The sequence below is a fragment of the Bacteriovorax sp. BSW11_IV genome (genome assembly GCF_000447755.1).
Classification (GTDB): Bacteria; Bdellovibrionota; Bacteriovoracia; order Bacteriovoracales; family Bacteriovoracaceae; genus BSW11-IV.
Window position 1 is genome coordinate 1 of sequence record NZ_AUNE01000052.1, and the last position, 17,872, is coordinate 17,872.

Annotated in this window: 15 protein-coding genes and 2 tRNA genes; 11 read left to right on the plus strand and 6 right to left on the minus strand. The window is 37.2% G+C overall.

All coding sequences use genetic code 11. The features are described 5' to 3' along the window. The 3 genes from M899_RS14720 to M899_RS14730 form a co-directional block, all read right to left on the minus strand. The coding region (locus M899_RS14720; protein WP_155897232.1) for a response regulator at positions 1-368 on the minus strand (368 nt) is incomplete at its 3' end. A gap of 60 nt (positions 369-428) precedes the next feature. Continuing rightward, positions 429-1,133 (minus strand): 7-cyano-7-deazaguanine synthase QueC, encoded by a 705-nt coding sequence (gene queC, locus M899_RS14725; RefSeq protein ID WP_021272468.1) that lies wholly within the window; start codon positions 1,131-1,133, stop codon positions 429-431. 10 nt (positions 1,134-1,143) lie between these two features. Continuing rightward, positions 1,144-2,913 (minus strand): phospho-sugar mutase, encoded by a 1,770-nt coding sequence (locus tag M899_RS14730; RefSeq protein ID WP_021272410.1) that lies wholly within the window; start codon positions 2,911-2,913, stop codon positions 1,144-1,146. Between the two features lie 209 nt (positions 2,914-3,122). Here M899_RS14730 and M899_RS14735 point away from each other — a divergent pair, with 209 nt between their 5' ends. Beyond that, positions 3,123-3,371, plus strand: coding sequence for a ferredoxin (locus tag M899_RS14735; protein ID WP_021272313.1), 249 nt, complete (start codon positions 3,123-3,125; stop codon positions 3,369-3,371). Between the two features lie 130 nt (positions 3,372-3,501). Next, positions 3,502-4,833, plus strand: coding sequence for a putative Na+/H+ antiporter (locus M899_RS14740; protein ID WP_034729753.1), 1,332 nt, complete (start codon positions 3,502-3,504; stop codon positions 4,831-4,833). Positions 4,834-4,871: 38 nt separating this feature from the next. Here the strand turns inward: M899_RS14740 and M899_RS14745 are convergent, their stop codons facing one another. After that, positions 4,872-5,168: a lipoprotein gene (locus M899_RS14745; protein ID WP_021272292.1), complete on the minus strand. Its 297-nt coding sequence runs from the start codon at positions 5,166-5,168 to the stop codon at positions 4,872-4,874. A gap of 100 nt (positions 5,169-5,268) precedes the next feature. Here M899_RS14745 and M899_RS14750 point away from each other — a divergent pair, with 100 nt between their 5' ends. After that, positions 5,269-6,312 carry a hypothetical protein gene (locus M899_RS14750; protein WP_021272327.1) on the plus strand — a complete coding sequence of 348 codons (1,044 nt, stop codon included), beginning with the start codon at positions 5,269-5,271 and terminating at the stop codon, positions 6,310-6,312. Position 6,313: 1 nt separating this feature from the next. Here the strand turns inward: M899_RS14750 and M899_RS14755 are convergent. Continuing rightward, a tRNA-Val gene (locus M899_RS14755) sits at positions 6,314-6,388 on the minus strand. Between the two features lie 135 nt (positions 6,389-6,523). Here M899_RS14755 and M899_RS14760 point away from each other — a divergent pair. The 6 genes from M899_RS14760 (at position 6,524) to M899_RS14785 (ending at position 15,860) form a co-directional block, all read left to right on the plus strand. Beyond that, positions 6,524-8,170, plus strand: coding sequence for an ABC transporter transmembrane domain-containing protein (locus tag M899_RS14760; RefSeq protein ID WP_081653852.1), 1,647 nt, complete (start codon positions 6,524-6,526; stop codon positions 8,168-8,170). Continuing rightward, complete coding sequence (locus M899_RS14765; RefSeq protein WP_021272464.1) at positions 8,142-9,908, plus strand: ATP-binding cassette domain-containing protein; 1,767 nt, start codon at positions 8,142-8,144, stop codon at positions 9,906-9,908. The genes M899_RS14760 and M899_RS14765 overlap by 29 nt, the downstream gene beginning before the upstream one ends. A 53-nt stretch (positions 9,909-9,961) precedes the next feature. Continuing rightward, positions 9,962-11,014: a DsbA family protein gene (locus M899_RS17990; protein WP_021272377.1), complete on the plus strand. Its 1,053-nt coding sequence runs from the start codon at positions 9,962-9,964 to the stop codon at positions 11,012-11,014. Positions 11,015-11,129: 115 nt separating this feature from the next. Continuing rightward, positions 11,130-13,079: a hypothetical protein gene (locus M899_RS14775; RefSeq protein ID WP_021272318.1), complete on the plus strand. Its 1,950-nt coding sequence runs from the start codon at positions 11,130-11,132 to the stop codon at positions 13,077-13,079. A 64-nt stretch (positions 13,080-13,143) separates the two neighbouring features. Next, positions 13,144-14,823 (plus strand): pyruvate kinase, encoded by a 1,680-nt coding sequence (gene pyk, locus M899_RS14780; protein WP_021272413.1) that lies wholly within the window; start codon positions 13,144-13,146, stop codon positions 14,821-14,823. 11 nt (positions 14,824-14,834) lie between these two features. Then, positions 14,835-15,860 (plus strand): epoxyqueuosine reductase, encoded by a 1,026-nt coding sequence (locus tag M899_RS14785; RefSeq protein ID WP_021272430.1) that lies wholly within the window; start codon positions 14,835-14,837, stop codon positions 15,858-15,860. Here the strand turns inward: M899_RS14785 and M899_RS14790 are convergent. Next, positions 15,853-16,629: an alpha/beta hydrolase gene (locus tag M899_RS14790; protein WP_021272344.1), complete on the minus strand. Its 777-nt coding sequence runs from the start codon at positions 16,627-16,629 to the stop codon at positions 15,853-15,855. The genes M899_RS14785 and M899_RS14790 overlap by 8 nt on opposite strands. A 166-nt stretch (positions 16,630-16,795) precedes the next feature. Here M899_RS14790 and M899_RS14795 point away from each other — a divergent pair, with 166 nt between their 5' ends. Then, the gene (locus tag M899_RS14795; RefSeq protein ID WP_021272319.1) at positions 16,796-17,581 is read left to right on the plus strand and encodes a hypothetical protein; all 786 of its coding nucleotides are present in this window, start codon (positions 16,796-16,798) and stop codon (positions 17,579-17,581) included. A 137-nt stretch (positions 17,582-17,718) separates the two neighbouring features. Beyond that, positions 17,719-17,794 (plus strand) — tRNA-Phe (locus tag M899_RS14800). The last annotated feature ends 78 nt before the right edge of the window (positions 17,795-17,872 follow it).

Here is a 17,872-nt window from a genome sequence, read left to right on the forward strand (position 1 = left end):
CGAATATGATATTCATGATTGGGAATATAAGGGCTAAGAAATTCTCTCGCACCATGGGTAAGGGCACGCTTTGAGATATCTGGATTTTCTGCTGATGAGCGGAAAATAATTGGACAGCCATTATAACAAGCAGAGCTTTCAATTAGATCGGCAAGGGCAAAACCATCAATCTTCGGCATGAGCACATCAAGAATAATAGCATCATATTTTTTACCGGCAATTCTCTTAAGGACTTCTGAAGATGAAGTCTCTGTTTCCACATTAAAGTGTTCTTCTAATAAAAGGCAAAAATCTTCTATTTTAAGAATATTGTCGTCGACATATAAAACAGTTGGTTTCAAATAAAAATCCCAAGTAAATTGTTTCACAATAATTTTCGACTAATTTCAAGGAATTGTAAATGAAAAAGGCCCAAAGATGGGCCGTAACTATTTTAAATAATTAGGTTTTACTAAGTATTCAATAGGGTCTTCAATACCGGCTTTTTGAAAGCCACGAAGGCGTAGAGCGCAGCTGTCACAAACGCCACAGGCCTTGTCTCCGCGAGCGTAGCATGAATATGATGATTTTAATGGAGCACCAAGTTCAACGGCCATTTTAACGATTTGTTCTTTTTTCAGGTCAATAACTGGAGTAACGATAGAAATATCGCCTTCTTTAGTTCCGACTTTGATAAGATTGTTATAGGCCTCGTAATATGTTTTACGACAGTCTGGGTAACCAGAAGAATCTTCTTCAACAGCTCCGATATAGATTTTTTTCCCACCAATGACTTCTGACCAACTTACGGCCATGGCAATGATGTGTGTATTTCTAAAAGGAACATAGCTATCAGGAATTTCTTCTGAGTCCCCTTGGTATTCTTTAACATCGATGGCCGAATCAGTAAGAGAAGAACCACCAATTTGGCTTAAAAAGCTAACATCGATGATTTTTCTGTGTTCAGGTTTTACATTGTAGAAATCAGCGATTTCAGTAAAACATTTCAGCTCTCTTTCTTCTGTTTTTTGACCATAGTTTAAATGCAAAAAGGCCAGCTCTTCGTGCTTTTCATTCGCAAGAGCTGCAGTGACTAAAGAGTCCATTCCACCGCTAACTAATACAACTGCTAATTCTTTGGATTTTTGTGTCACTGCTTTGTCCTTATGCTTTATTTGCCATGTCTTTAATGAAGGCAAGAATCTTATCTGTCTTTTCTTGGGCCTTCGCTTTCTTTTGTTCTAGTGATCCTTCATTTTCTTGGATCATGATATAGAATTTTATCTTAGGCTCAGTACCCGATGGGCGTAGATATATTTTATCACCATCTACTAGGTTGAAACCTAAAACATTACTGCTAGGCAGGTCAAGTTTCCATGACTCATTCTTTGTAAAACTTACTACGTTTGAAACCTGATAATCTTCAAGATAATCAACAGATAGGCCTGCAAATTGGCCATCATTCATCTTTCTAAATGATTCCATGATACGAGAAATTTTCTCAGAGCCTTCTTTACCTTCGTAAACAAGATTTAGGAGAGATTCATGTGAGAAGCCATATTCTTCATAAATCTTATCGAGGGCCTCCATCAAATTTAGGCCTTTCGTTTTATAGTAAAGTGCCATCTCTGCCATAAGTGTCACAGAGTGCACACCGTCTTTATCGCGAACGTAATTATTTGGTAGGTAACCAAATGATTCTTCAGTAGCAAAAATGAAATTCTTTTCAGGATTTGTTTTTTCAAGTTTATTCATCAAACCACAAATCCACTTGAATCCTGTCAAAGTATTAAATGTCTCTACACCAAAAGAAGTTGCAATCTTGTCTTGAAGTGGAGTTGTCACAATTGTTTTTACAAAATATGGATTAGATGGAAGGCGATTAGTCTCTTTTAAATTCTTTGCTACGTAGTGAAGCATAAGAATTCCGATTTGATTTCCATTGATATAATGAATTTCACCGTTGTGCTTTAAGGCAACTCCTAATCTATCTGTATCAGGGTCTGAACCCATAACGATATCAGCATTTGTTTTTTCCATAAGATCAACGGCCATTTTAAGTGCCGATGGGTTTTCTGGATTAGGTGAAGAAACTGTTGGAAAGTTGCTATCAGGTTTTGCCTGTTCTTCGACAACTTCAATATTTGTCATCCCCATATCAGTGAGGGCACGAGTACAAGGAATTAAACCAGTTCCATGAATCGGAGTGTAGACGATCTTTAATTTACTTCCTTCTTTTTGGCAAAGTTCAGGAAGAATAACTTTATCGTGAATTGCCTTGTAGTAAGCATTCTCAACATCTTCTCCAACCCAGTGGATAAGATTCTTTGCAAGACCAGCTTCAAAGTCCAAGAACTGAATTGTAGAGAAATCATTGATGGCATAGTAGTTGTTGATAATATTCTTATCATTTGGCGGAGTAACTTGGGCCCCGTCATTCCAGTAAACTTTGAAGCCGTTATACTCTGGAGGATTGTGTGATGCCGTTACCATTACACCAGCACAAGCATTGTGATGACGTACGCTAAATGAAAGAAGGGCAACAGGATTTAATCTTTTATAAATATAAGCGTGAATACCATTGCCTGCAAAAACGCTGGCCGCTTCTTGAGCAAATTCGAAAGACATGCGACGAGAGTCATATGAAAGAGCAATTTTAAATTCTGTTTTACCGGCCTCTTTTCCTGCTCGAAGAACTTCGTTGGCAAGGGCCTGTGAAGCTTTACGAATAGTATATTTGTTAATGCGGTTAAGACCTTGTCCTAAAATGGAGCGCATTCCGCCAGTTCCGAATTCAAGATCTTTATAAAAGCGCTCTGTTAATTCTTTTTCATCACCTTTATTAATTAGCTCTTGAATTTCATGGCGAGATTGTTCATCAAAGTAAGGGTTGCTTGCCCAGGCCTGGGCCTTATCTAGAATAGTTAATTCCATAGAGATTTAGTCCTTTAATATTGTTCTCCAAAATGTGTGGGGCATTGTCGCAAAGGGCCTGCCATTTGTCTATTTTGACACTCGATGTAATGTCGAATTGACCCGAGGTAATTTATGACTATTGCGTCTTAACTGATCGGAAATTATGGTATAAATAAGCTAAGCGAAAATTGATAGAAAAGTTGATATTAAAGTTAAAAGGGGAAGTTATGGCAAATAAGAACATGAAACATCCTAAAAATGTCCCAGGAGCTTGGTACACTACAGATCCTGACGATGACAATGGAGAAGGATGCATTGCCTGTAACGTTTGTTACACAGGTGCACCAGAGTTTTTTGCTGAAGATGAAGATGGGAATGCTTACGTTGTAAAGCAACCAACAACACCAGAAGAAAATGAGCTATGTGAAGAGCAAATGGATGCTTGTCCAGTTGCATCAATCGGTAACGATGGCTAAAAGATTCTTAATGGAAAAATAAGGCACCAAGAAAGGTGCCTTTTTTAATTGGTCAAGTTATTGGAATTTGCTAAAATTGTATTAATTATTTTTTATCAAGTTGATATTAACATTAAACGAGAGGTTTAAGATGGAGTTTAATCCAACCCAGGTACAGCTCGTGGGAACAGTACTGTTTGCTTTAGCAGTAATTCACACGTTCATGGTATCAAAGTTTCAGCATCTAGCGCACAAGTATCCAGTGGGCTCAATTCAAGAAAATCTTTTTCACTTTCTAGGTGAAGTTGAAGCCGTTTTCGGAATTTGGGCAGGTCTTTTCATTATCTATCTTGGGGCAACTCAAGGTTTGATGGTTGTAGACCATGGTACTCACAAAGTTGTAGGGGGAGCAGTTCAATATCTTGAATCTCTTAACTACACAGAACCGGCATTTGTATTTGTTATTATGTGTATGGCCGGTACAAGACCTGTAATTGTCTTTGCTGAAAAAATCATCAAAGCAATTTCTAAAGTAATTCCTCTTCCAGGGAAGATGGGATTTTATGTATCAACTCTAGTTGTTGGTCCAATTCTAGGTTCATTTATTACTGAACCAGCTGCAATGACTGTTACAGCGCTAATTCTTCTAGACTATTTCTACTCAGGAACGATGTCTCAGAAATTTAAGTATGCAACTATCGGTCTTCTTTTTGTAAACGTTTCAATTGGTGGAACTCTAACTCACTTTGCTGCTCCTCCAGTTTTAATGGTTGCCGGTAAATGGCACTGGGATATGGCATTTATGTTCCAACACTTTGGATATAAGTCTGTTGTGGCCATTATCATTTCAACTCTAATTGTTGCCTTTGCGTTCAAAAAAGAACTTACAGGTAAACTTGAAATGAAGCAAAAGCATGACAACTGGCTAGAGCCAACTTGGTGGATTACTCTGACTCACTTAGTATTCATGGGACTAGTGGTTTTCACTGCTCACCACATGGTATTTTTCATGGGTCTATTCCTATTCTTCCTAGGTTTCACGGCCGTTACAACTGAATACCAAGATCAAATTAAACTTAAAGAATCACTACTTGTAGGTTTCTTCCTTGGTGGTCTTGTTACTCTTGGTGCTCAACAAGCTTGGTGGTTACAACCAATCCTGACTCAGCTTGGTGACTTCCAATTATTCTTCGGAGCAACAGCTCTTACAGCTATTACTGATAATGCTGCACTTACATACCTAGGTTCACTAGTTGATCTTTCTGCTAGTGCTAAGTACAACCTAGTTGCTGGTGCTGTTGCGGGTGGTGGTTTAACTGTTATTGCCAACGCTCCAAACCCTGCTGGTTTTGGTATTCTTAAAGATTCATTCGGTGAAGAAGGATTCAATCCACTAGGACTATTAGCAGCTGCTATCGGGCCAACGATCATTGCGATGATTATGCTTGAATTATTACCAAATTTTGGTTCAGCTCTACACTAAGATCTAAAAATAAAGGCCTCCGTTTGGAGGCCTTTTTTTTATTCGTTACAGATAAATGCAGTTGCTAAAACTCTTCTTCTTTTTCCCTGCTCAATAGTGTCATCAATATAAAGTGTATCGGCGTCTTCTTTTCCAGCAAGATTTCTTGCATGAACAATGGCAAGATCCTCACTGCCATCGTTATTAAGTCCTTCTACTTTTCCAACAGGCTGGCAGTTTTTAGGTCTTTTATCGACAACTTTAACTTCCTTACCGTCACTTGTTAGTTTCGTCATTATTGATGAACAAGAGGCAAAGAGTGTTATTAGAATTAATGAAGTAAAAAGCTTGGTCATATTCTATCCTTTGGTGAGTTGATGAATCTTATTTAGGATATACAGTAATCCTTTCAATGCAAGGGGATTTATTTTATTCTATTAATATTAGAGGTATATCATGAAATATTTTTTGCTATTTTCCATTCTGTTTCCTGCTGTCAATTTTGCTCAGGAATTTTCTTTGGCCTTCGAGTCAAAATCACAGAGTGTTAAATACTTTCAGTTAAGAAGTTATTTAAAAATTATTCGTGCAAAAAATATTTGTGAAGGAAGCTTCTATCCCCATATTATGCAAGATTGGAAGTGTCGAGAAGTCGCAAAGAATATGCAAAAGTGTGCAGCAGACTTTGTATGTCGGGCACCATTTACGAAAAATGCTTACGAGTTTGATGTTAGAAGCACTGTTGTTAAAATGAAGGAGCTGCCTACTCCTAATGAAAAAGTGAAAACAATCGTCTCTAAGAAATCTTCTGAAAAATACCTACTCTCAGATACTCGTATTAAGTATCCTGAAGAAAAAATTGAGCATCCAGGCAGCTTTGCTCCCCAAGTTTTAAAAACAAGTAAAGTTGAAGTCGTGCAAACGAAAAAAGAAGAAAAAGAAGAGAATCTTTTCTATTTACCTGATCCAAATGAAGAACGAGATCCAGAATTAGTTAGCTTAAGAGAAGATGCTGTCGAAAAAAGAGAATTAATGAGGCAGGAAAAAGTTGAGGGAAGTTGGGATCAAAAATTTAACCTTAAAAACTTTTCTTTCTCCTATCTATCGGTATCAGATGATGATTCAAACTCATTTACTTCTTTCAATGGAGCTTGGACGCCTTATTACTGGCACACGAAAAATCTCGCCCTTCGTGGAGAGCTTGGATTGCATAGCTATCAATTTGAAACCTTGAATGGTGAGAAGGATTCATTTTGGGTGACAAGCTTTTTTGGTTATGGGCATTATCGCATAAATAATTTCTACGCAGAGCTTGGTCTAGGATTGGAAAAGTTTAATTCGGATGAAGGGGGAAGTTATTCAGTTTTAAGTATGGGTGGCGGTTATTACTTCAAAAATAAACTACTTTCTTATATTGATCGCGTTTTTATCAATTACAATTCCATCTCAAGTGAGATACCTGCAAAAGAACTAAGAATTGGATTTGGGATTGTATTTTAAATGGTGCGACCTACAAGGATTGAACTTGTGACCTCTACCGTGTCAAGGTAGCGCTCTCCCACTGAGCTAAGATCGCAAAAAATTGGTTCCTAAAATATAAGAAAAGGCCACATTGATGTCAATGAGATTTTTTAAGACTTGGTGCGTATAGAAAGTGTATTTTATCTTATAGTTGTTGGCCTATAGTCTCTAATAGTTGTAAACTTCCTCCATGAAAATTAAATTAAATGTCAGTCTCACTAAGCTGATTGTCGATCAGTTTGTCACTTATTGGTATTACTATTTAGGCGCCTTTTTGTGTTTATTCTTCACTCACTATATTCAAAGTGATTTGCCTTTTTATGCAAAAGAATTGGCCGAAATTGTCACTAGCGGTGTGGATAAAATCGATACATCGAAGTTCTTTTTAATGGCCTTAGGGATTATTATTTTTAGAACGTCTTCTCGTCTTCTCTTTTTCTACCCAGCAAGAGTGATGCAAAAAAATATGAGAGTAGAGTTACTTGCTAAACTTGAAAATGCTGAACCTTCTCGTTATGCCAAATACTCATCAGGACAGTTGTTTCAAATTCTAAGTAATGACATGGAACAAATTAGAGCAATGATAGGTTTTGCATTATTACAGATTGGAAATATTGTTGTGGCCATGTCAGTACTTGTGCCAAAAGTTGTTGCCTTCAATTCTCAAATTGTAGTGGCGCTCATCCCACTTGTTGTTTCTTTTTGTTTATTCACTTATATCGTTTCTCGCAATAAAGTTTACTATCGAAAAACGCAAGACCTACAAGGTGAAGTTCAAAACTTTATTATGGAATCTTACGCTGGTAAAAAGACAATTAAAAATTATCATTCCGAAAAATCGTTTATTGATCTATTTAAGTCCCATTCATATAGTGAGCTTTGGAACTTCTACAAAGCTGGAACACGCGTCTCTGTGGCCATGCCTTTCGTCCCGCTAGGTGTCGGTATCTCACTTCTTTGGGGTGCCTATATAATTAAATTGCAGGATCTAGGTCCGTCTTCTTTGGTTCTCTTTTCTGGTTTCGTTTTTCTATTCTTAGAGCCTTTAATGTTTCTGTCGTGGATTGGAGTTGTATTCACGCGAAGTCATGGGGCATGGGCAAGGATAAGAGAGCTTGTAAATATTGTGGATATTCCTTCTGAAAAAGAAGAATTGATCGCCACAATTGATTCGACAGAAAATACAATAACTCTTCCTTATTGGGATACTTTTTTAAATCTTCCTCTTAATAAAGGAAAGTGGAGTGTGCTAGTTGGAAGAACGGGTTCAGGTAAAACAGAGTTAATTAAAAAGATGGCCTTAGGCCTAAGAAAGCAGAATAAAAATATCAGTTATGTTGCTCAGGATCCTTATCTTTATAACGATTCTGTACTTAACAATATATTTCTAGGAAATGAAGCAACTGATGAAAAAAAGTCTCAGGCCAAAGTTCTTTTAGAACTCTTTGGACTTGATTATCTTGCAAGCTCAACAGAAGAACTTTTTGCAATGGAAGTAGGGGAGAATGGGAAACGTCTGTCTGGTGGCCAAGCTAAGCGTCTGTGTCTTGTTCGATCATTAATGAGTGAGGCCGATATCCTATTGTGGGATGACCCTTTCTCATCAGTCGATTTAATTTTAGAGAAACAAATTTTTTCAAAATTAAAGAATATGAATTTTATTAAAGAAAAAACGATTATCTTAACAAGCCATAGACTTTCAACAGTGCGCTTAAGTGATCAAGTTATGTATATTGATAAAGACCAAGGGATGGTTGAACAAGGTCCAGTGGCAGAAATCGTAAACGGACAAAGTAAAGGAGCAGTCGTTGAGTACTTCGAAAACCAAATGGTTTAGTTTCTTTCTCTTTCCGGGAAGTATTAAGCATATTGTAATTGTTCTTGTTTGCTTGCTAGGCTCTACTGTACTTGGGGCCTTGACTCCACGTTTTATGGCAGACCTCGCAAGAACATATAGTGAAAGTGATTTGTTCTTTAATTCAATTCGTAATCTCTTTTATCTTTTTATTGCCGTATATGTGAATAGGGCGCTCTATCAATTATTTGTAAATCGTTATGTTAAAGATCTTGCTCAATACTCGCGAAGTGAATGTTTTGAAAAGTGGCTTTTAAATTACGATATTCAAACAGAAGATAATTCTGCAAGTGAGCGCTATCCACAAGGAGAAGTTCTCGCAAGAATCGTCAATGATACCGAGGCCCTGAGAGAACTTGTGACGTCGGGGACATTTGGCATTTTTATTGATTTATTTTTCGTCATTTCATGTTTGGCCAGTTTTGTTGGAATTAATCTCTATGCGGGTTCATTTTTAGCACTTTCAGAAGTAGCGGCAGCAGGGATACTTATTTGGGGAAGCAAGTATATGCGCTCAATCTTCTTGAGCGTTCGTCATGCCAATGGAAACCTCTCTCGTACTGTGGCCAATCTTGTGGATGGAGTGTCGGAGAGTTATTACAATAATCACGGAAACTATGCCTCAAAAAAAGGCGAAGTTGTTTTTGATGATTTTCTAGCTAAACAACTTCGTGCCAATGTTTGGGACGCTTCTTATTATTCAGTTGCTGAGTCATTGTACCCAATGCTCTTAGCTTTGGTTGTCTTTATTTTTCCTTACTCGAACATCACAGAAGCTGCCGTGATCTTTGCTGTTGTTGATCTTATTCAAAGATCAATTGGTCCTGTAAAAGATGTCGCTTCAAAAGTTGCCAATGTTCAACGTGCTGCTTCTGGAGTTATGAGAATTAGTGAATTCCTAGGGGATTTAAGTAAGGGCCATTCATCACCATTAATTCATAAAAGAGAGCCATTTAATTTTCATCACTTTTCAGTTGATATTAAAAGATATCAATATCCAAAGAGAGGGAATGAGGAAAAGTCATTTGCTTTAAAGAATATTGCTTTTGAAGCATCTCCTGGTGAACTTGTTGGAATCGTCGGATTATCAGGTTGTGGTAAGTCTACACTTTTAAATATCTTGGCCGGAAATATTATTCCAGGTGATGCTGATATTGTTATTGACTGCGTCTCAGGTGCAGAGGTTCATTACCCAGGAAATGGTGAAAGTGATGTTGTTCGCTATCGTGAAAATGTAGGGATAGTATCTCAAGATTCACACATATTTTCTGAGTCAGTTTATTTTAATATTTCCTTTCAATATGGTGAAACATCTGAAGAATTTAAAAAATTTTGGTCTTGGATCGAAGAGCAAATTCCTTATTTCAAAAGATGGGGGATCACACCAGAATCGACTTTAAATATTAAAGATCTTTCTCTTGGACAAAAACAGTTGATCGCAGCAGTGCGATCTTGTTATTTGAAAAAATCAATTGTTCTTTTTGATGAAATTTCTTCTGCCCTCGATAGTGATTTAGAACTGGCGCTAAGAAAGGTTGTTCTTCTCATTCAAAAGAATTCGCTTACTTTCATAGTGGCCCATAGAGTTGAGACAATTATCAATGCTGATAAGATTTTAGTTATGGATTCTGGACTCGTAATGGCCGAGGGAAAACATCAGGAACTTATTCAAAATAATTCCATTTATAAGGAGTTCATTGCGGAATTATCGCATTATTAAAAGTTTTAGGTTATTATTTTAGAGATTCATAATTATTGAAAGGAGAATCTCTAATGAAAAAGAATAACTTGGCCAGTGTACTTGGCCTAACAGTGTTTGCAACGGCATTGTTTTTTTCATGTACAAAAGAAGTAAAATCTGGACCTAATTTTATCTATAAGCCAGCTCCATCAAACGAAGTAGCGGCAAAATATAAAGGTCAAGACATCAAAGTAAACGAAGTTTTCAGAGGCGCTGAAACAGAAATCTTTGAAGCTGAAATGAAAGTTTACGAAATCAAAATGGCAAAACTTAAGGCCTGGTTGATTGAAAGAATGATTGATGCAGACCCAAATAAGAAAGGTCTTTCAAATGATGAATTCCTAAAGAAGTATATTGCTAAAGAAGTAACTATTACTGAAAAAGAAATTCAAGCTTTCATCAAAGAAAGAAGTATTCCAGCTGAGCACATCAATGAGCAAATGAAGCAAAGAATCAGCCAATTCCTTACTATGGAAGCTGAAAAAGGTGCTATTGAAGCTTGGTTTAATAAGCAAACACAAAACAACCCTGTAGAGATTTATATTGCAAGACCTAATCGTCCCGTTTTCAATGTAAACGTTGGGGATGCTCCTTTTGCTGGTGGAGCTGATGCTAAAGTTACAATCGTAGAATTTTCTGACTTCCAGTGTCCATTCTGTCAAAAGGGTGCGAGCATTATGGAAGAAGTTAAGAAAAAATACGGAAACAAAGTTAAAATTGCTTTCAAAAACTATCCACTCCCATTTCACAACAATGCTAAGACAGCTGCTAACGCAGGTCTTTGTGCAAACGAGCAAGGTGCTAACTTCTTCTGGAAAATGCACGATGAGATGTTCGCTAACCAAGCAAACCTAACAAATGATGGCCTACTAGGTATGGCGAAAAAAATTGGTCTTAAAGAAACTGATTTTAAAACATGTCTAGAGTCGAATAAATTTGCTGCTAAAGTTGAAGCAGACATGAAAGAAGGTCAAGATGTAGGGGTTAAGTCTACTCCAACATTCTTTGTTAACGGAAAAATGATTAGTGGAGCTGTTCCACTGGAACAATTTTCCGAGGTAATTGATCAAGAACTGTCTATGTAATTAAAATTGCATATCTTAAAAGAAGGCCTGGAAAAAAACTTCCAGGCCTTTTTTATTTCTGCTAAAATACTAAAATGTATAAAGTCATTCTAGGAAGGAATGAGGAATAAAGATTATGGATATTTCTGACTACTCAAATCGTTTATCACAAATTAAGAAAGACTATTCTGATACGGCTGATAAACTTCGCGATAATTACAAAAAAGATCTGAAAGATCTTGAAAAAAATCATGAGGCCCGCGAGAAGAAGCAGGCCGAAAATTATCGTTCATCAAAAGAAGAGCTAGAGGCCAGAAACGAAGAGAACAATCGTCTCTATTCAAAAGTTACAAAAGATACAATCAATGAGCGTACAAAGGCCTTTAGAGAAGGGCTGGAAGATCAACGCACAGATTTTGAGCAAGAAAGACAAGAGATTAAAAGAGGGTTTGATGATCGTTTGAACTCATTAAGAGATTCATATACAAGATCAAGCCGTGAGAAAGATAAGTTCCAAGATTTTCAGTTAGATGGTGCTAAAGAGCGCTATGAAGATCGTTTGGGAAAATTAGAGTCAAGCTATAACGATAGCTTTTCTCGTTTAGACAAAGAAACGGATAGAAAATTTAATCAATATCAATCAGAACAAGCAGCAGAGAAGAGAAACTTAATTGATCGCTATAGTAATGAAAAAGCAGAACTGGTTAAAAACGGTTCTTTAGAGAAAACAAAAGTAGCAGACCAACATCATAAAGATATTGAAAATCTTCGTAAGGCCCAAGGCACAGAGCTTGAGCAATTGAAAGATTATCAAAAAAATCAACTTGAATCCGTACGCAATTTAAAAAATGATGAACACAAAGAACTTCAACAAAGTTTTAGAGCTTTAACTGAAGATATTGGCGATAGAAATCAACGCCTGCGCCGTTCAGAAGTTCGTGCTCAAACAGAGAGTGCTGAGAAGTTAGAAGAAGAAAATGCGAAGAGGTTGTATCAACAGCGTCGTGAATTTGCTGCCAAGCTAAATGGTGGGAACGCTGATAATCACTATCAGCAAAAAGAAGCCAATATTCGTAGAAGTTATGACGATCGCATTAAAAATATTTATGAAACAATGGATGATGAACGCTTCAAAAATTCTCAAGACAAAGAGAGAATGGCCTCTTTATTTATTGAATCAAATAGAGAGCTTAAAGAAAAACAATCTGAAAAGCTAATGGCAAAAGATAAAGAGTTTAAAGAGTTCAAAGAAACGACTCTTGCCGATGCTAGTGAAAAGAGTGAACAGGCCATTGATGCTTATAAGCGTGAACTTTATAAGACTCGTGTGGATAATGAAGAACAAACCATTAAAAATCGTACAGATTTTAAAAGTAATATTGCCAAAGAGCGCGCCTACTATGGCAATGTCATTAATAAATTAAGTGACAAAAATAGAGAGGCCGTTGAAAATATTCAACAGCAACATGCAAAAGAAACTTCTGCTTTTATCGAAAAAACTAAGAAAGATCATGCACGTGATTTAAGTGATGTTAGAGAAGATGCCAAGCTGCAATTGTCTTTAAAAGAACAAAGTCTAACAGAGAGAAATCAACAGTTAAAAGAGATCAATGACCGCTTAGTTGAACAATATGAAGTGAAGCTAGATAAATTAGCAAAAAAAGCTCACGATGAAATTGAGCGCCTGCAACAGATGAATGAAGATCAAAGAATGCAAGGTCAACTTGATTCTAAGTATGCTCTTGAAGCTCGTGATAGAGAAGTGAAGAAAGAAAAAATTGAAATGAAAAATCTTTACGAGCGTAGGATCAATGAGGCCAAGTCTCATGCTGAAAAGCAAGTTTCACAGATCATCGAGCGTTATGAAGATATGATTGCCAGAGAGCGTGATGATATGAAGCGCAAAATGGATGTTAAACTAAAAGAAGCTCAGGCCAATTACGATAAACTTTATCAATTGAGTGAACTTGAAAAGACGACAATGCAAACTCAATTTGATCAACGTCTAGAAGAAATGAGAACGGCCAATCAAGAGGCCCTTGCTGAAAAAGCGGCACAATATAAGTCAAACTTCCATAAGGCCTAAAATTCCAAGTACAAGGCCTTTCGATTTGTGGTATCCTATAATCTAATACTGGAGGATACCACCTATGAGAAAGGCCAAGATCGTTGGTACATTAGGCCCCGCGTCTAATAATCTCGAAACAATTAAACAACTCATTAATGCCGGTTTAAATGTCGCACGTGTAAACATGTCACACGGCACACATGAAGGTCATGCTGAAGTTATTAAACTTATCCGTAAAGCATCTAAAGAAACACGTCGTGAAGTGGCGATACTCATTGACCTTCAAGGTCCAAAGATTCGTACAGATAAGTTAAAAGAAAATTTGATTCTTGAAAAAGGTCAAACTTGGGTTATTGGTCAAACAAAATTCAAAGATGATTATCCTGAGTATAAAGACTGCTACATTCCAACAATCTACGACAAACTTGTTGATGATTGCCATGATGGTGCACGTATACTTTTTGATGATGGTAAGATTATAGCAAAAGCACTTACAAGAGATCGCAACGTTTATAAAATCGAAGTTCTTGTCGGTGGTGAGCTAAAGTCAAATAAAGGAATTAACCTTCCTGATTGTGAAGTCTCAGCTCCAGCTTTTACTGATAAGGATAGAGAAGATTTGATGTTTGCTCTTAAACAAGACATTGATTATATCGCTCTATCATTTGTTAGAAAGAAAGAAGATATTATGCAAGTGAAGACTCTTCTTCATGCGCTCAAAGTAAATATTCCTATCATTTCTAAAATTGAAAAACCTCAGGCCATTGATAATCTTGACGAAATTCTAAGCGTGACTGATGTCATCATGGTGGCCAGAGGGGATATGGGTGTTGAAGTGGGGAACCACCTCGTACCTTCAATGCAAAAACTTATTATCAATAAATGTAATCAGGCCAAGATTCCTGTAATCACGGCCACTCAAATGCTTGAGAGTATGACAGATGCTCCAACTCCAACTAGAGCTGAAGCTTCTGACGTTGCCAATGCTATTTGGGATGGTACTGATGCTGTAATGCTTTCGGGGGAAACGGCTTCTGGTCAATATCCTATTGAAGCTGTGCAGATGATGAATGATATTATCTGTGAAGCTGAGAAAACACCAAAAGAGAGACCTTATCTTCGTAACCTAGATTTAAAGAGTATCAACTCTGCCGTAATGGTTGCTGCTTCAATGATTGCTGAAAAAGTAGAGGCCAAAAGAATTATTGCCCTAACAGAAGGTGGAAATTCTTGTTTGAAGGCCTCTATGCATAGGCCACAAACTCCAGTTGCAGGTGTGACAACTTCATATCAAACAGCAAGAAGAATGTGTCTATACTGGGGTGTTTATCCTTTGATTTTAGAAGGAATTGATGAAGATAGTATCGAATATCAAAAACAAGTCGTATCAATCATCAGAGACCGTTTAAAGCTCTATAATGGTGATAAAGTTGTTATCACGAGAGGGGACGGAAAGTTCTTTCAAAACGGACTTTCTAACTCTGTACAAGTTGAAGTGATTAAAAGTGATAACAATGTCCCAGGCTCTTCAGAAGGATTAGAAGAAGGTGCCGATGGAAAAAAGCGAATACTCCATGACTTAAGCGTATGTGCCATTTGTCAAAGTTGTGTGAGTATTTGCCCTCATGACATTTGGACAACAAACGCTAAAACGAAAGAAGTCTTTATTAATAAAGATAATGTAAGTAAATGCTCTATGGATATGGAATGTGTTCGCGTATGCCCTACAGGGGCCATTGAAATTATCCCTAAACCAGAGTAAGTCTTACTCTTATGAAAGAGCTTTCTGAATTTCTAACCCTAGAAAATTTAAAATCATATGGAATTGTGGACATGGGCCTAACAACGGCCCCTGTTCCCCATACTCTTTCCCATTACAACGATTGGGTTGCTCAAGGTAAACACGGCCCTCTAAGCTACTTAGAAGGGGACAGACAGGATAAAAGACAAGATCTTCGCCATTACTTTTCTGAGTTTAAGTCATCGCTCGTGTTTCTTTTTTCTTATGCTGATACGAAATATGCATTGGATGAATTTTATAAAAGTGAAGAAAGTAATGGTCATAAAATTGCTGGCTATGTTTTAGGCTTCAATGGAATAGACTATCATTTTGAAGTGAAATCTCGCCTTGAAGAAATTAAAGCAAAACTTATTTCACTGGACCCTGAACTTCCTGAACTTAAAGTAGAACTCTCTCTCGATATTCAGCCAGTTCTTGAAAGAGATCTGGCCTTAAGGGCCGGGCTTGGTTGGTTTGGAAAAAATTCCATGCTTATCAATAAAAGAGAAGGAAGTTTTCTAATTTTAGGATCACTTCTTTTAAGTAAGGACTACTCACATATTGTTTCTGAAAAGAAAATGGAAACCGATCATTGTGGCCAATGCACTCGTTGCATTGACGCCTGTCCAACCATGGCCATTGAGCCAGAATCGAGAAGCCTGATTGCAAATAAATGCATTAGTACTTTTACAATTGAACTTTTTAAAGAGGCATCGGCACCTGCACAAATGGAGAGTGCTCATGGTGAAATTTTTGGTTGTGATATATGTCAAGATGTTTGCCCTTGGAATAAACGCATCTTTAGAAAAATGATTGAAGTTAAAAGTGATCTCCTACAGTCTCCAAAAAATAAATTTATTATTGATTTCTTTTTAAATAGATCTGTGGATGAAATAATCAGTGAACTAAATTCTCTTTCGAATAGGGCCTATCAAAAATTATTTTTTGGAACCCCACTGCAAAGAACTGGGCGAGTGGGGCTTTTGAAGAATTTAATGTTTTGGAAAAATCTTAAATAATTCCTTCACTCTTTAAATATTTTTTTACATAACCTGCGGCCATTTCTGGAAGATGATGTCCAAGCTTTGTTGGCTTTTCAACTGTGACTTGATTTCCGTGGCGCTCTAATATCTTTGCAAATCTCTCTGTACCATCTTTTCCAACAACTAAATCATCTTCACCTGTAATAAAGTGGATTCTGTGACCAGAAATATCCATATTTTCTTTTTCTTCTTTAATCCATGGAAAGACAATCTTTGGACCGAGTGCTTTTGAAACCAATTGCTCACGAATCACAAGAGTTGATTTGTAAAATGGAGTATCGAAAATATGTGTTACTCCCTCTGGTGGTAGCCCTAGACCTACACAAACGGCTTTTGTATTTTTACTTTTGAAAAAGTCACTTTCCATTGCTTTAAGGCACAATAAACTGCCAAGGCTATGACCACCCAAAACAATAGGAGAGTTATCTGTTAAAGTGATATGTTCTTTCATGAGCTCATAGGCCTTTTGAAAAAGTTTTGGGGCCTCTGTTTTAAATAACTCAAAATCGTAGACTTCACTAAAGCCACCAAGAAAGTGTCCTGGTAGATCAAAAAGAATAGCTGGAAGGCCTTCTTCTACAAGACGTGTGGGCCAGTTGAGAATGCTTGCTTTATGAGAAGTGTAGCCATGGGTAAGAATCGCTAGGCCGTCTTTAGTTGGTTTAGCAGGATCAGGTAAAAAACCTATAGCATTTACCTTTTGGTCTAAATAAGGAATTTCGATTTTCACTAGTTTCACAGACATAATGCGTTCCTAAGTATGAAATAATTACACAGTTAACAGTATGAATAATTAACACCTTACATGCTTTTCCCTAGGAGAAAGAAGGTGTAAGGTTTTTTATCATGACGAATTGTATTCGTCTTCATAGTTTAAGGCCACAACAACAACATATTTTTGGAGGTCGCACTTGAAAGCAAATTATTATCTGAAAAGGTTAAGGCGCTATGCCCTTGTATCAACCCTTCTACTGCCTTCGATCTCTCACGCCGCTACTTCTCCTTCTCAAATTCCATTCACTGTTGAAAATCAAGAAATCGCAACAACTCTAGATGGTGACAAAAATGAGATTACAGATGAGACTGCGCGCTACTTTACGATCCAAGAAGTTACTGTTCGCGAGCTAACAGAATCTGTATGGGAAAAAGAAGATAAGCCACTTGCGCAAACAACTAAAGAAGTTGGTGATGTGGTTATGCTTATTGATAAAATTATCGCTGTTGGAAAGAAAATTTGGGATATCGTTTCAGCTGGACGTCCAGTTGTTCAAACGAATATGGATCTTGTGATCAGTGTTCTACCTCAAACGGCTAAAGAAGGTTCTGCTTTCTTTGATATGGAAGGTTGGGATGTTCCTGAATCAAAAGATTTTCTCGTTGAATTTAAAAACGGTTTTAACAGCACTGTAGTATCTTTTGTCTACACTGTTTTCTACCAAGGTGGGGGAACTTTTGAAGGCGCTGGTAAATATCTAACAGGTGTTAATATCACAGCTACAAATGTAAACGTGAGTTGGGGATTTGATTTCAATGCGAAGTCGGCCCTTGTTGCTATCAGTAACCACGGTTCAAAAGCAAATCCTGAAGCGGGTGCAACGCTACAAGTTCAGTACACTGTAAAGAACTGGATGAAGCACATCACGGCCACTGAAACAGTGCACGTTATGGGTCGAGGCGAGATTAAAAAGCTAAGATAACTAAATAGAAAGGGCCTGATTTATCAGGCCTTTTTTTAACGCATAACTCCCGAAAAAAACTTAAAAAAAACCTAAATTTCTAATTGACGTTTCCACTCCGATACCTTATTTTTAATCTCACCTTACAAGGAATATATGCCCAGTTAGCTCAGTCGGTAGAGCAAAGGACTGAAAATCCTTGTGTCCGTGGTTCGATTCCGCGACTGGGCACCATTTTGAAAATGTATTAAAAAAGCTAGCCTGAGTGCTAGCTTTTTTTATGTCCGCAATTGCCGAAAGAGGCTCAATCAG